A 14,820-nucleotide genomic window follows, 5' to 3' on the forward strand; every position below is an offset into this window, starting at 1 on the left:
TCCACCTTTACCAACCCATTATTATGCCGTAACATCTCGCTTCTCAAAAATAACCCAAGAAAGAGCAACAAAAATAATAAAATATATCATAATCATACTAATCGAAAAAGTCATTGTCATTCCTTCTACTATAGGAGTTCCATTTGTATATTGTTGTAAATTCGTATTTGCAAATAAAATATACTTCACCCATTCATAATTACTTAACAGTTGCACAAGTTGAGGCCCTGTAAACATTAAAAAAAGAGAAATGCCAATGGCTAACGAACTGCTTCGGAACACAGTTGATATCATAAATGCGAGGGTAAGCATCATGAAAAGATCAATGCTATTAAACCCATATAGGCTAATAATATAGGTGATCATATTTTGCTCAACAACCTGCCCATCTTGATACACTAAATGAGGTTGTTCAACGCCACTAACTCCGAACAACAAACTACCGAATATAAAGGATAAACTAAACAATAATATGATCATACCTATTGCAAATAAAATGGTCGTAATAAATTTGGATAGTAAAATTTTTGAACGGCTTACTGGTCGAATGAGGAGTAATTTTATCGTTCCCCATGAAAACTCATTTGCTACAATACCTGCTGCAACGACAATGGTAAATAATGCAACAAAACCAGTTAAATTCGTTACATCAATCATGAAGCCCCACAGAGATTCAGAATGGACGGGTGGATAATCATTTTCCAATCTGTAATGATTGATGGCTAATTGTTGTTCCACATAATCATTTCCAACACCCATTTGTTCTGTGTCTTTCAGTGCGCTTTCCAACTGCATATTCTCAGTTTTCAGTTCCTCTTTCCAATTTATATGTGCATCAGAATCTAAAACAAATTTTGTGAAAAGTCCAACACCACTCATTGCTAGTATGATTAACCCGATCATCACCCAAGTTCCAGTACGTTTATACAACTTCATATTTTCGTTTCTTATTAAGTCAATGAATGAAACCATCTATTTTTCCTCCGTAATTTCTAAGAATTTATCTTCTAGTGTAGTTTGAGTAGATGTAATTCCATAAACCATGAAATCATTTTCCACTAGAGCTTTATTACATTGAGGAATTTGTTCTTGTTTTAAACTTATCTTAATAAAATTATCTTCGATTTCTATATCTGTCTTTTCATACAGCGCATACAAAAAATGAAAGGCTTCATCCAGAGGCTCCACGTGAATCCGAATTGTTGCTTCTTTGGACATATCAACAATGTCTCCCATTGTCTCCACCCGAACCAACTTTCCGTTTTGAATAATACCAATCCGGTCACACATTAGTTGCATTTCTGATAATAAATGACTAGATACAAAAACGGCCATATTCTCCTCATGGGCAATTTTTCGAATATAAGTTCGAATTTCACGAATACCCGCCGGATCGAGACCGTTCGTAGGTTCATCTAAAATTAACAATGAAGGGGAATGAAGCAATGCTTGAGCAAGCCCCAACCTTTGCCGCATTCCTAATGAATATCTCCCTACTTTATGATTAATACTTTTTTCCAAACCAACAAGCTGAACAACCTTATTAATTCTTTCCTTTGTTACCTTTTTTGGAACCATTCTGGCATAATGAATGAGATTGTCATAGCCAGACATGAACTTATACATTTCTGGATTTTCTATAATCCCCCCGACATTCAAAATCGCTTTTTCGTAATTTTTCTTAATGCTCACCCCATTGATGAGAACTTCACCTTCTGTAATCCCAATCAATCCAACCATCATCCGAATAGTTGTCGTTTTACCTGCACCATTAGGACCCAAAAAGCCAAAAACTTCACCTTGAAATACTTTAAGAGATATGTCATCAATAATATTGATATTTCCAATTTGTTTTTTTACATTTATCAATTCAACAACTGCTTGATTTTCCAAAATAATCCCTCCCGCATTTGTCTAACAACATTATTACACGTGGATTTTATAATATACTTATTAAAATCTTAAAAAAGATTAAGATATTAGGGAAGCACTCTTAATTATGTAGTATATTTCCCTTGTGACATAGATGAGAATAGACATACTAAACACAAAAAAGTGCATTCCCTTTTCTAGAATGCACTCCTGAATTGGCAGTATTGATAGAAACATATATTTATCTATTATGATAACAAGTAAAGAACCAAAATACTCCAAGCATACAATTTTCAGCGTTTTCTCTAACATTTTGAAGTCGCCCGAATTTTGGCGACGGAAATACATTTATTCATCAATAATTTTATCTATTGTCTCCAATAATTCACGCCCCGCTTCAAGTGCTTCTTCATACGTTTCTGTTGGCTCTTCAGCATTAGTGCTGTCTTCACTATTAATGTTTCGCTTGACTTCATTCAATTCTTCTAGTTTCGGTTCCATGTCTTCTCCTCGAACCTCCGCACTGTTATGACCGATGTTTAGTGATTCACTCTCTTTGACATTCATTTTATCATTTTCACTTTGTTTTTCATCTACTCCGCTACTGAGCATCATTGCACCGCCTGTGATCGTTACTGTTACCCCCAAAGTACAAATCCATAATTTCATCCTCATCGAACCCCCAAAAATGTTCTTCGTAGACTCGATCACACCTTCCTTGACTAGCATTAGCAAAAAAGTATGAAATAAAGTTCCCCCTAATCAACGAAAGAGCGTTCCATTTATAACCATTTCATCCATAATTATACCAATTGGATTTTTCCTATGTAAACATATTTTCAACAAAAAAAGACACAATGCAAAAGGAATTGTATCAAATAAGTGACTTTTATTGATTTTTTTCGCGTTAGAAAACAAGCTTTCAATATTTCTATGAAACCTCAAGCGAAGGCGAAGCAAACCGAAGCCTCTAGTACAACAATATCAACTAGAGGCAAAAAAAGATTTACTACGTGACTACATAACGCTTACTAAAACCAATTAAACCGATCACCATGAGTGCCGCTGCAATAAGACTTAAGGTGAACAATGGCATAAATATCACTTTTTCAATAGGAGCTTGCGCCACGTGACCGAATGGAGAAAGCTCTCGAGCCCATTTTGGCAATTGTAAAATATCACCTAAGTATAGAGCAAAGAAAGAGTATAGGAGATATATCCAAACAAAAAACGTTGCCTTTGGGAAACATCCTATCAGAAAGGATGAGACCCCTATCATTACTAGGGTTGCAGGTAAATAAGCTATCGCGGCACCATAAATAGTACCGAAGGCGATTTCCTCCTCCATTACTGCGGCCCCTGCAGACCATAAACCAATGGCACCTAGGGAAACCATTAAAAATCCAATGACTACCGATAGGAGCAAGTAACCACCCATCAACTGTGTACGGGATACAGCACGCCCTAAGATGTGCTCAATTCGCACATTCTTCTCCTCTCCCCTTAATCACGATAACTAATGTTTCCAAATCACGCCAGTTGGAAGATCTCCATCGTTTGTAAAGGTTCTTGATATCCAACAATTTCATAAAAATACTCCCTATAACCCAACATGTAATTAGATCGACAACCTTTGCTGCGCAGTAAAACTTTTATTTGTTAGTTGCTCTTATTCAACATAAGCACCTTTAATTAAAAATTTGATTTCTAATTGTATTAAAAAATGCACCTCCAATAGCTATATAAACCTAACTATCAAGATGCATTTCTATGATTAGTCTTCAAACGCTTCGTTTACTCCCCATTCTTTCCACACATTACCAACAAGTTCTGTTCCTGGTTTTAAGGTTTTCTTATTCGGCTTCCAACCAGCAGGGGTCACTTCTGTCCCTTCTGATCCTCTTACATGTTGAAATGCCTTGATTTGTCTAATCGTTTCTTCGACATTCCTTCCAACTGGAGGTGTCAACACTTCAAATCCCTGTAAAATACCATCTGGATCAATGATAAATCTTCCTCTTGTTTCCACACCACTCTCTTCATCATAAACACCATACATTTTTCCGATACTTCCATTCTGATCCGACAACATAGGGAATGGAACATCCTTATTAACCATCTTTGATAATTCGTTATCATTCCAGATCTTATGGACAAATACACTATCTACACTTACAGAAAGAACATCAACGCCAATTTCTTGCAATTCATCATACTTTTCAGCAACTGCTGAAACTTCTGTCGCTCAAACGAATGTAAAATCACCTGGATAAAAACACAGCAGTAACCATTTGCCTTTGTATTCAGATAAATCGACATTCATAAATTTCCCTTGATAGTAGGCAGGCGCTGTGAATTCAGGTACTGGTTTACCAACCTTTAACATCACTTGTTCCTCCTTTTTTTCCTCATTATTTTGTACTTCTATGTCGATAGAGGGTGACTTTTCTTTCTTTGCCGGACGTTCGCATCCGGGATTAAATTCTGTAGGCATGTGAAAACCTCCTTGCGAAAAAAGTGGAAAATATTAATATTTTCCATTTTATTATAATCGAGATTTCAGATAAAAAGTTCTTTTCTAGTAATTATTCATTAAAATATCAATTTTGAAGAACTGGTGAAGAACTGGGACGTATCCAGTTAGCCAAATTTGTAATGACAGTGTAATAAATCATGAATGCAGCTGATAGACATACGAAACACAAAAAAGTGCATTCCTTTTTCTAGAATGCACTCCTGAATTGGCAGTATGGATATAAAAATATATTTATCGCTTGTGAATATTAGACTAAACAAAACTTTCCTTTTTTAGAAATGAATGAACCTAATACGTAAGTAGTATCAAAGTATTATTAGTAAGCAACCCCTACACGTGATTTGATATAATCACATGATTTAATCTGCCGAAATGTAAATTTTGCTGTATCCGGTACGGAAATTTCAACTCCACCCTTTGGCAAAAAACTTCGCTCTATACGATATTTGCTCATCCTTTTTCCATCCGACAAATAAGTAGGACAGACGATCGTCCATTCTAGGGTTGATTGTTTGATCATATCGTAAACTTACCCTCACTAAATTTTCTGCTGAAAAAAAACGCCCATACGAAATCTAATTCGTTATTTCTATCGTATATTTATAGCTTCCCTTAAACACCTTTCCATATCCTATATATATCGGTTTTAGAAGGAAATCGTGCATGATCTCTTATTTGCTAAACTTTGTTGCAAATGCCGTATACACCGCTGGTACAATAACAACAGTTAGGATGGCAGAGAACATCAACCCTGAAATGATTGAAATCGCAAGGGGGACGAATAAAACATCTCCACTTAATGCTACAGGGGTTAATGCGCCAATCGCTGTGACGGCAGTTAGTAATACCGGGCGTAACCGGAGGCGCCCTGCTTCGATCACCGATTCCTCAATTCCTATGCCTGCTGCTCTTTGTTGCTTAATAAACTCTAATAGGACGATAGAATTACGCACAACAATTCCAGCCAAGGAAACAATCCCCATTAGTGCCATAAATCCTAAACCTGTTTGAGTGAGAAATAAACCAATGACCGCACCAGCACCAGCAATATAAACCGTACTCATAACAAGAATAGGTAATGTTAACGAGTAAAACTGAACGGCCATAACGGCATATATTAAAAAGATAACAACTAGAAATAGCGTAAATAACTCTAGAATAAAGTCTGACCGTTGCTCTGTTTCTCCACCTAAACTGATCGTATAATCAGTCCCTATAGCAGAACTAGTCCCTGCTACGATTCCTTCAATTGCTGCTTCAAGATTTTCATTCTCTTCACTCCTTGGGAATACTCGAACGGTAATCGTCCGTTCTCCATCTTCCCGAAGTACTTGTGGAATTTCTTTTGTTTCTTCCACATCTAATAACGTGTCTAAAGAAACAAACGATAAAGCATCTTCATCTCCTGCGCTTTTTTCACTTGGAATTACTAAGTCTGAGAGATCAACTCGTTCATTTGTTTTCACTTGATCAAGAGTTAGCTGAAGAGGTATATCCTCTTCCCCATTCCTCATCGTCATTAATGGCATCCCGTCTGTTTTTAGAGAAATTTGTTCGCTAACTTGTTGCATTGTAATACCATGCTTCTCTAATTTCTCTCTAATCGGCTCGTATTTAATCGTCGGCCTTAACGGCCCCATATCATCGCGAACAGTACCACTTTCTGGTAACTCAGCAATTCGTTCCTTTAACTCATTACTCACATCCATTAACTTATTGAGCTCTGGACCTTGCACTTTAATAGCAATTGGTGCACCAACAGGAGGACCAGCTTCAATTGTTTTTAACTCTACCTCAGCTTGAGGAAACTTCTCTTGTAGTGGTTCCGTCCATCGATCAATTGTATCTTCAGCAGTTTGCTCTTCACGTTTTACTCGTAATAAAATATTGCCTGTGTTTACTCCACTATTGGAAAGGCTCTCTCCGAATAAAGGAGGTAAACCGTCACCTGTATACAAGGTTGTTTCATAAACGTGTTCATCCTGACTTAAAATAAACTTTCTCATTTCCTCTAAAGTATCATCTGTTTCTTCAATCGTAGTTCCTGAAGGTAAGCGAACATCTACTGTAACCTCATCACGGTCTGTACTAGGAAAGAATTCCACTGGAATGAAGGGAATCAATGCATAAAATCCTGTCGTAAGAATGAAACCAGCAACTGCAACTTTCCACGGATGCTTTACGACTCGTCGTAAAATCTTATCACTGTACCAGTTAGATAAATTGTCTAATTGATTTCCGATTAAACCTTCTTTACTTTGATTTAGAGTTGACTCCTTCTTTTTCATTCGCTTTTTTTGACGCCAAATTAAGAATAAAGGAACAATCGATAAGGCAACGATCGTAGATGCTAGAATAGTTGTAATCAATACGGACGGTAAGGCTCTAATAAAATCTCCGTTCCCTCCTGAAATAAATACGAGAGGAAGAAACGTAAATACAATCGTTAAGGTCGAAGTAATGATCGACACTCTAACCTCTTTACTCCCTTTTTTGGCCCCTTCTAATGGAGATAGCCCCTGTCTGTATTTATTTCTAATGTTATCCCCGACTACAATTGCATCATCTACAAGAATTCCTATAGCAATGATCATCCCAATAATCGATATTTGGTTCAAATCAACATTCAAATAAGGTAGTGGGATAAGTCCAATTAATACTGAAGAAGGAATTGCTAATGCAACGATGACTGCTGTAGAAATATTCAAGCCAAGTAAAGTAACGACAATAACAGATAAAACGGCTAATGAAAAAGCCAAGGACAAGTCTCCAAATATTTCATCTACGATCGTTTTTTGTGTATAAAATAAGTCCAACTCGACGTCTTGAGGGAGATCCTCTGCTAACATAAGCATCCGCTCATGTACCCGGTCGTGTACTTTCGGAATATCTGCACCTTCTTCCGCAAATACAGTAAAGGAAATAGCCGTCGTATTTTCATAAGTAATGATATCTTCGGGAGTATCCTGCGCGATGCCTACATCTGCAATGTCTTTTACATATATCGAATCCCCTTGTGAATCATTTGCAACAAAAATACTACTAACCTCTTCTAAATCTTTTAACGAAGACAAAGATAACTGGAAGTTTTTATCACTTTCTGACTGAACACCTAATGGAATAGTGTTTAATTCTTCATCTATGGCTTCAATGACATCAGGAATTTGAAGGCCACGACGAAACAGTTCCTCAGATTTTACATCAATAGAAAAATGTTGGTCAGGAAAGCCTTTTACAAGCGTTTGATCAATATCAAAAAGCGATTCAATTTCCTGCTGCCAAGAATGTATAAGTTCTCTTTGTTCATATAACGTTTCTCTGTCATCTGCTAACAAATGATAACTTGATAAACCACCGTAGGAAAAACCCTTTTGAAAGGAAGATTCCTTCGCTTCTTCTGGAAGCGTTTGTTGAGCAGAATTAATTGCCTGTTGAATTTCTCCAAAAACCTCTTTACTACCCACACCATCTACTAATTCAATAACAATGTTTGAAAAGCCAGACGTGGAAACAGAATGAACCTGACTAATACCATTAATCCCTTCTATTTCTGATTCGATAGGTTCGGTAACTTGTCTTTCTACTTCTTCTGGTGTACCACCAGGATAAACAGTTGAGACGGTGCCAGTATCGAAGGACAATTCTGGAACTTCTCTTTGTGGTAATTGAAATACCGTTAATATGCCAACTACAATTAAAATAAGCAGAAACATTAATGTGATTTTTGGTTTTTCAATCATTTTTTCAAACATTTTACACCTCTTTTTCGTCAGCAAACCTTTCAAATGATTGTTTCCAACTGGATAAGTTCGTTTGTTTATTTAAATATTACATTGTACACCTTCTTAATAAAACAAAAAGACATTCATTTTATTTTATCGTCAATTACCAACACAAATCTTACAGATAACATTTTTCATTGGATAGAAAAAACACAAAAATTGTTTCCTCATTTACAGTTTATCCTTGGTGGAAAAGCAATACTGTCCACCCTAATATCAATGTGGCGTATATACTATACAACCAATTTTGCTTGGGTGATCTTGAATATAAACTTCACGGGGGTACTTCCTTAAGATCCAAATAATAATAAAGTCTCCTAAAGAACCGACTGTCATCAGAAAACCTATAATAAACCAAAAACCATTACCATACAAAAAAGCAAAAATGATAGGCACTATCCCTAAGATGAACGGTAACAAAACAGAAATTTTGTAGTGTGTGATTTTCATAGGAACTTTACAATGTGCATAAGGCATCAAATATTTCCAGATGATCCCCAACTTAACTTGATCGATACTTGCCTTACCTACAAAAATATATCCAATTAAATGTAATAATTCATGAACCAAGATAAATATGAAATAACTTATAATAACTTTAAACATAAGTGAAATTTCATACTCTCCAATACCCCAAATTCTCCAATATGGGATAATCAGAACAACCGCTAATACAAGAGTCCAAACATTTACTAGTTTATTGACTTTCTCAGCATCCATCGTTTCATCTATTTCTTTGTAATCTTGTGAAAATTGTAAGTTCAAATAAATCACTCCGATTAAAAAATTCAACTCTTCAAACTATCAATAATCAGAAATTCGTACTCCCCGTCAACACCATAAGGGAAACAACTGCATCTTGTGCTAAAGCTCCGTTAGCTGAATTCTTTAAAGATTTTATATATACAAAAACAAAAAGATGAAAGCCCTACAAAAAACATAACTCCACCTAATGTGACATTAGATAAAATGTACCCTTCCGTTATAATTCGGAAATTATCTGAATCCATACTTCCGCCCATAGATTTACGTAGATACTCGTTTGCTAAGTTTCTACCATTTTCAACACTATTTATTAATTTTAAATATCCTAAAAAGGTAAGTACTATTGTGAACAAAAGAAAACCATAATTCATTAAGTACTTCATATTTCCCCTCCATTTCTATTTGTTTATCCTACATGCTTCCTTTAGTTACATAATAAGCAGCGATAGTTTCTTTCACTAACGCTCTCCGTTTGTTAAATAAGCAATTACGAAGATGTTTCTTCAGGTACAGGAAGGAATTTAGTAAAATATACTGCAACGATAAATAATACTAAATTTATCCCCCAATGAAATAAGCTAGAAAACACCATGAAATTAAACCAGTAAGACAATACGCCAATAATAGGAATTAATAAAAAACATGCTGGTGTAACATAACCCATAATTCCATAAACGTTATTTAACCCTTTTCTTTTCTTTTGTATGATAACAATTGCGGTGGGAATCAATATAATAGTAAAGACTGTCATAAATATCGCTATAAATTCAACTGAATTATTCATCGAAGTTAATCAACCCCATTTTTTTCTGCATCTTCTCGAGTCATTGTATCATCACCCAATTCACAACCCGCCACTACAATCTTGCTTATTAACACAAATACAAGATACTTCATTTAAACCCTCCACCACTGTTCTTGTTGCAGCTTAAGGTTTACTCGTTACCTAATTCGTTATTTATGCTCCCATAACGGTTTTGTCACAAGACGGAATAAATGGAAGCGAATTAAAAAATTATATTTTACCAAATTACACCACTCACAGAAATCACCAATCCTGTCGGGAGGTATATCACGACAAATTGGCTGGCTTTGCAAATGAGCTCCTACAAAGGTTGCACCCGGAATTATTGGAAACCTAACTTAAGAAGCCCTCCGAGACAACTTCGTTTGTCGAGTTATGACAACCTGTCCTCGACTATGTATAATAAAAATATTAAATAGAAATGAGGGTTGTAAATGCGGGACGATCAATTCGAGCAAATATTGACACCCTTCATGATCTTAGTACTGAACAAGAGAAAATCAAAAAAGATATCGTTGAGCTAAAGAGTGATGTTAGAAGAAGTGATCAGCGAGTCGGACACATTGAAGTTAGCTTGGACTTTATTAAAACAAAACAACATGACCACGAAAGAGAAATCCACTATTTAAAGCGAAATTAATTTTCTTAATTAAAAGCAAGATCATATGAATTTGTTCACGAGCTGTTTAAAGAATGTATCACATCTTCAATCACCATGCTCTTTATTCCACTAAAATTCCCGGAAGCCCTTTTCTGTAAATTCAATTATTAGTTGATTAGAACTTAAGAAACCTTTTCTTTACAAACACTCCTAATGATGCACCTATATAAGTACCAAATGTATTTAGAATCACATCATCAATATTAGATGTTCTTCCAATATCAAGTATATATTGTGATATTTCTATTCCCAATGAAAACAACATACCTATCAATGTAATCCTCAACATTTTTGGACGAGATTGAACTATTAATGCTAAGAAAAAACCAAACGGAATAAACAATATAATATTAAACCCTAAAATTCTAACCGGAACAGTATAATGCACAGAATTGACCAGTTCATCCCACATACTTAGAAAGGGAACTAGTTGAACGGATTGCCCTCCTACTGGTCTTGGAAGAAGTGTTACCATTAAAACACCAATTATTGATAGTATTAAGAGACTATTTATAGTTACTGCATAAAGTGCCTTTTTCTTTGTTTCTCCCTTTTTTAAAAATTTATTGTAGATAAACCAACCTATTAAAATCACAGTAAGAATTATCATTAAAAATAGTGGTATGACTTGACTAAATGCTCTCCATAATTGTTCCACGCCTTCCCCCTCATTTCTTTACAACACTTGTGTTAGTTGAATAAATACATTTGTTACTCACAAATTCTGACAACTTCATCCTGGGAACCGCCCACACCAACGGAGTGGTTTTACAAAGAATGACATGATCATAAGGGAATTTAATATCGATCGAAGAAACTATGATATATACCAACTGTGACAACAAACAACATAACATTATATGACATGTTTGTTATTCTTTCACAGGAGGTAAAATGTTTTCAAGGACAATTCTAATGATAACAACATTGATCATTAGAATTGATAAAGCAGTTACTAAAAGAAAGAACTGATTACTAAAAGTGATAAAGTAGTCAAGTACAAAGAAAACAACGCGAGTTAACACTAAATAAAATGGTATTGCAATGATGTAATAAGTAAACTTATTCATAAACGAACCTCCACCGTGTCAATTATGGCTTTCCTAAGTTAACTAAGGCCGCACAAAAGATTTCTTGCATCCTTACACTTTAGTTTAGTCAAAATATGCATTAAATGGAATGATATATCAATAGATTTATATTTTTAACAACAACTTCACCACAGGCTTGCTCTTATTAACTAGATCATTTTTATTGGCGATAGGCATGTTTTTACAGAAGTCTCAATAAGGAAAAGAATCCATTCATTCATGATCATCTATCGCTTGGCAGTATTTAACTTTTTTGGTTCGAACTTCTCATTGAAGAAGGTGGTTTTAAGGGTTATAATGTTTTACATAGCATTCAGGTAATCGCTGCATCATATTGATGTTGAGGAAAGTCCATGCTCGCACGGGCTGAGATGTCCGTAGTGTTCGTGCTTGGCGAAGCCATAAGCCAAGGCAATTTCGGTAGAACGAAATTGACGGCAGAGAAAATGTCTAAGTACATGGGTTTCCCTGTGTATAAGACTGAGTACTCTTGAAAGTGCCACAGTGACGAAGTCTATCTAGAAATGGATAGAGTGGAACGCGGTAAACCCCACGAGCGAGAAACCCAAAATAGGTAGGGGAACTTTCTCAAAGGAATAAAACGGAGAGAAAGACGGAATTTAGATTCCGTAGATAGATGATTACCACCCGAGTACGAGGTTTCATCAACCTATGAGTACAACGGTACAAAACATGGCTTATCGAATGTTATGAACAGATGAAACACAATATCGTATTTGCAAAGGTGAACATCATCGTTCACTTTTTTATTTCTAATAACGTAAGGGTTACCTTCAGAATAGTGAAGGTAACCCTTTTATTGTCTTTTTTGATGAAACTCGTTCAATATCATTCTCCTACCTTCGAAGTTGAGGGACCGGTCGGTCTTTATAGTTTTCTTGCTCCGACGAAATCATTCGATTTCTTCCTTTAATAACTCGATCTCTTCAGAACTTAATCCAGTGACTTCGGCAATGAAGTTTTCATCGGCTTCTTTTTTCAACATGTTTTTTGCAATATCAACCTTTTCTTTTTTTCTCCCTTCCAGCTCATAAGAAACCATCAGTTCCATCACTTTTTCTCCTTCCTGGTTACTCATTTTTTTCACCTCATTTAGTAGTTTTTCCTCTTCTTCGGGTGTGAGTTGCAGGTAAGTTTCGAAGAATCCTGAAATTAGCGTTTGGCGAGCGGCATCGATATTCATACGAACGAGCATCCGTAAAAACTCTTTTTTGACTTCGATCTTCTCAGTTTCATTATACCCCATTTTTGAAAGTAAAGCCGCTGCGACGGGATTTTCTGAGCGGATGAAATCGCGCCAGTTTTTCTTTTTTAGTTGTACGGTTAGGAAATGAAATTGTAGGACATCAGTAAAAGGAAATGTCATTTCGAAGCTGGCAGGTTCTTCTCTTATTTTATCATAGCTAAAGATGGCAATTGGCAGGATCTTACGGCGGTAGGTTTCGTATAAGCGGCTGAAGTAGATAAACATGCGTTCGTCGAAGTTGTCTTGAATATAGCTTTGCGGTTCGACGTGGATGATGATGAGACTGTCTTCTCCTTTGAGCTTGGTCTCGGCGAGCAAATCGACGCGGTATTTTTCGCCGACTGTGACGTCGGTATACAGCTCTTCAGGGAGAAACCGAATTTCTTGGAAGTCAATCGCTTCGTAGGCTTCGGGAAAGAAAAGCAGCATAAATTCTTCAAAATATGTCGTTAAGAGTTCCTTAAACAAACGGTCGTGATCCACTGGCATGGTCGAGCCCCTCCTTTTAAAAGGAACGTATGTTTGCGTTAAGTTCATTATATAACAAACACTTTCCTTTTACAATTGAGAAGGGCTCATTTGAGGACATTTTATAAAATAGTTACATTTGTAAAATAAAAGCTAAAATAAGGTAAACAACCCGATAATTGCAACAATTCCCCCTCCAACACGGTTAGCAATTAAGGCAAGTTCACTAGGGTCTGTGTCCTTTAGCTTCCAACCTATTTGTAGATACCAAGCCGCATGTGGAAAAAACGCTGAAAACAAGCCGCCTAAAATGAAGATGATACCGACTGGATTTCCTGATGATTGATTATTCGATGTAGTGGGATCCCCATATATTTGTTCATATTCATCAATTGCTTGTTGGGCCAAATCCATTTCTTCATCTGTTAATGCCATGGAACCGCCCCCTCGTCCGGTGTTTCCTGATTGTTCCCAAAAATATTCACGGCCGTTTGCGAATCTCACTTCATACTTGTACCCATTCGAACGATCTTCAAAAAGCACCTCCACGACTTCTCCATTTGCTAATTCAATTTCTTCGAGAGTCTCTGCTGATGCGTCATTAGGAATAAAATAGAGTGAAAATATGAAAATAACGACAATCATGACTAGTCTCATTGTATGTACCTCCTTGAAAAACATATATGTTATGTGCTTTATAGGTTGATCTCCTGCCATTTGTTGAATAGTTACGATCTTCGTTCAAAAGTATCAAGACCAAGCAAACTCTACAATGGATTTGCACTTAGTTCCAAAAAGATATAGACGACCGTTAAAGTAAATAGAATCGCAACCACGAACCCTAAAATACTACAAATAAGCCCTGAAATGGCTACACCTCTACCTGGCTCTTGCGTTTGTTTGATTTCTCGTAAGGCTAATATTCCTAACACAATTCCTGTTATTGAAAGCGGGAAACCAAACATTGGGAAGTACACCAAAACGATTGAGACGACCCCAACAACCAACGAAATAACCGCTTTTGTATTCGTTTTGTGTTTGCTGACTTCCGTTTCCATTTTTTCACCTCATTTACGTTTTCATGATCCCAAACACCTACATGCATTTTGAACTCTTTAAATACTTTAACATTTTATGTAATATATAGATATTAAACAAAAGCATTTTTAACCTATTAAAACGGCGGTTATTGTGATTCTGTTTACCAGATAAGATCATGACAAACATGGGAAGTGTCGGACAAATGCCAACATGCCAACATTGCGGAAGTAAATGGACATGGAAACACACGGTTAAAAATCAATGGTGTGATGAATCGTGGGATGAATTGCAACTATTGTGGAAAAAAGCAATACCTCACGGGCAGATCAAGAATGAAAATGGTTGTATGTACCATGCTCCCACCATTCACTCTACTCTTACCGTTATTGTTTAACATCTCCTTTATCACTGGCTTATTCTTATTAATAGGATCATTTCTATTGGCGATATGCATCATACCGTTTTTTACAGAGCTTTCAAATAAGGAAGAATTCATGCCTTAAACACATAAAAAAGCGTTCCCTTTATCGAA

At 36.1% G+C, this 14,820-nt stretch carries 14 protein-coding genes, 1 other RNA gene and 1 pseudogene; 2 read left to right on the plus strand and 14 right to left on the minus strand.

Features of this window, described 5'->3' with window-relative positions; translation table 11 throughout:
- Positions 1-21: 21 nt before the first annotated feature.
- From HNQ41_RS00365 to HNQ41_RS00415, 11 genes and pseudogenes are all read right to left on the minus strand, one after another.
- On the minus strand, positions 22-972 hold the full coding sequence (locus tag HNQ41_RS00365) for an ABC transporter permease (protein WP_184662428.1): 951 nt from the start codon (positions 970-972) through the stop codon (positions 22-24).
- Entirely contained in the window at positions 973-1,893 is a 921-nt protein-coding gene (locus HNQ41_RS00370) for an ABC transporter ATP-binding protein (protein ID WP_184662429.1), read from the minus strand.
- A gap of 327 nt (positions 1,894-2,220) precedes the next feature.
- Positions 2,221-2,541 (minus strand): hypothetical protein, encoded by a 321-nt coding sequence (locus tag HNQ41_RS00375; protein WP_184662430.1) that lies wholly within the window; start codon positions 2,539-2,541, stop codon positions 2,221-2,223.
- Between the two features lie 340 nt (positions 2,542-2,881).
- Positions 2,882-3,358 (minus strand): hypothetical protein, encoded by a 477-nt coding sequence (locus HNQ41_RS00380; protein ID WP_184662431.1) that lies wholly within the window; start codon positions 3,356-3,358, stop codon positions 2,882-2,884.
- Positions 3,359-3,646: 288 nt separating this feature from the next.
- A complete protein-coding gene (prxU, locus tag HNQ41_RS16530; RefSeq protein WP_184662432.1) occupies positions 3,647-4,366 on the minus strand; it encodes a thioredoxin-dependent peroxiredoxin in 720 nt (239 codons plus the stop codon).
- 358 nt (positions 4,367-4,724) lie between these two features.
- A pseudogene (locus HNQ41_RS00390) lies at positions 4,725-4,937 on the minus strand (NAD(P)H-binding protein); the annotation flags it as partial.
- Between the two features lie 142 nt (positions 4,938-5,079).
- Positions 5,080-8,160: an efflux RND transporter permease subunit gene (locus HNQ41_RS00395; protein WP_184662434.1), complete on the minus strand. Its 3,081-nt coding sequence runs from the start codon at positions 8,158-8,160 to the stop codon at positions 5,080-5,082.
- A 246-nt stretch (positions 8,161-8,406) separates the two neighbouring features.
- Positions 8,407-8,955 carry a DUF3267 domain-containing protein gene (locus HNQ41_RS00400; protein ID WP_184662435.1) on the minus strand — a complete coding sequence of 183 codons (549 nt, stop codon included), beginning with the start codon at positions 8,953-8,955 and terminating at the stop codon, positions 8,407-8,409.
- Positions 8,956-9,065: 110 nt separating this feature from the next.
- Positions 9,066-9,338 carry a hypothetical protein gene (locus HNQ41_RS00405; protein WP_184662436.1) on the minus strand — a complete coding sequence of 91 codons (273 nt, stop codon included), beginning with the start codon at positions 9,336-9,338 and terminating at the stop codon, positions 9,066-9,068.
- A gap of 104 nt (positions 9,339-9,442) precedes the next feature.
- Positions 9,443-9,739, minus strand: coding sequence for a hypothetical protein (locus tag HNQ41_RS00410; protein WP_184662437.1), 297 nt, complete (start codon positions 9,737-9,739; stop codon positions 9,443-9,445).
- Positions 9,740-10,536: 797 nt separating this feature from the next.
- Positions 10,537-11,079 (minus strand): VanZ family protein, encoded by a 543-nt coding sequence (locus HNQ41_RS00415; RefSeq protein WP_184662438.1) that lies wholly within the window; start codon positions 11,077-11,079, stop codon positions 10,537-10,539.
- Between the two features lie 742 nt (positions 11,080-11,821).
- Here HNQ41_RS00415 and rnpB point away from each other — a divergent pair.
- Positions 11,822-12,218: RNase P RNA component class B (rnpB, locus tag HNQ41_RS00420), an RNA gene on the plus strand.
- A gap of 207 nt (positions 12,219-12,425) precedes the next feature.
- On the opposite strand, the gene HNQ41_RS00425 is transcribed toward rnpB, so the two are convergent.
- From HNQ41_RS00425 to HNQ41_RS00435, 3 genes are all read right to left on the minus strand, one after another.
- Positions 12,426-13,268: an RpnC/YadD family protein gene (locus tag HNQ41_RS00425; protein WP_184662439.1), complete on the minus strand. Its 843-nt coding sequence runs from the start codon at positions 13,266-13,268 to the stop codon at positions 12,426-12,428.
- A gap of 132 nt (positions 13,269-13,400) precedes the next feature.
- On the minus strand, positions 13,401-13,904 hold the full coding sequence (locus tag HNQ41_RS00430; protein ID WP_184662440.1) for a DUF6199 family natural product biosynthesis protein: 504 nt from the start codon (positions 13,902-13,904) through the stop codon (positions 13,401-13,403).
- 110 nt (positions 13,905-14,014) lie between these two features.
- Positions 14,015-14,305 (minus strand): DUF4190 domain-containing protein, encoded by a 291-nt coding sequence (locus HNQ41_RS00435; protein WP_184662441.1) that lies wholly within the window; start codon positions 14,303-14,305, stop codon positions 14,015-14,017.
- Positions 14,306-14,569: 264 nt separating this feature from the next.
- Here HNQ41_RS00435 and HNQ41_RS16890 point away from each other — a divergent pair, with 264 nt between their 5' ends.
- The gene (locus HNQ41_RS16890) at positions 14,570-14,791 is read left to right on the plus strand and encodes a TIGR04104 family putative zinc finger protein (RefSeq protein WP_425506938.1); all 222 of its coding nucleotides are present in this window, start codon (positions 14,570-14,572) and stop codon (positions 14,789-14,791) included.
- Positions 14,792-14,820 lie beyond the last annotated feature (29 nt).

This window comes from Texcoconibacillus texcoconensis (genome assembly GCF_014202575.1).
Classification (GTDB): domain Bacteria; phylum Bacillota; class Bacilli; order Bacillales; family Salisediminibacteriaceae; genus Texcoconibacillus; species Texcoconibacillus texcoconensis.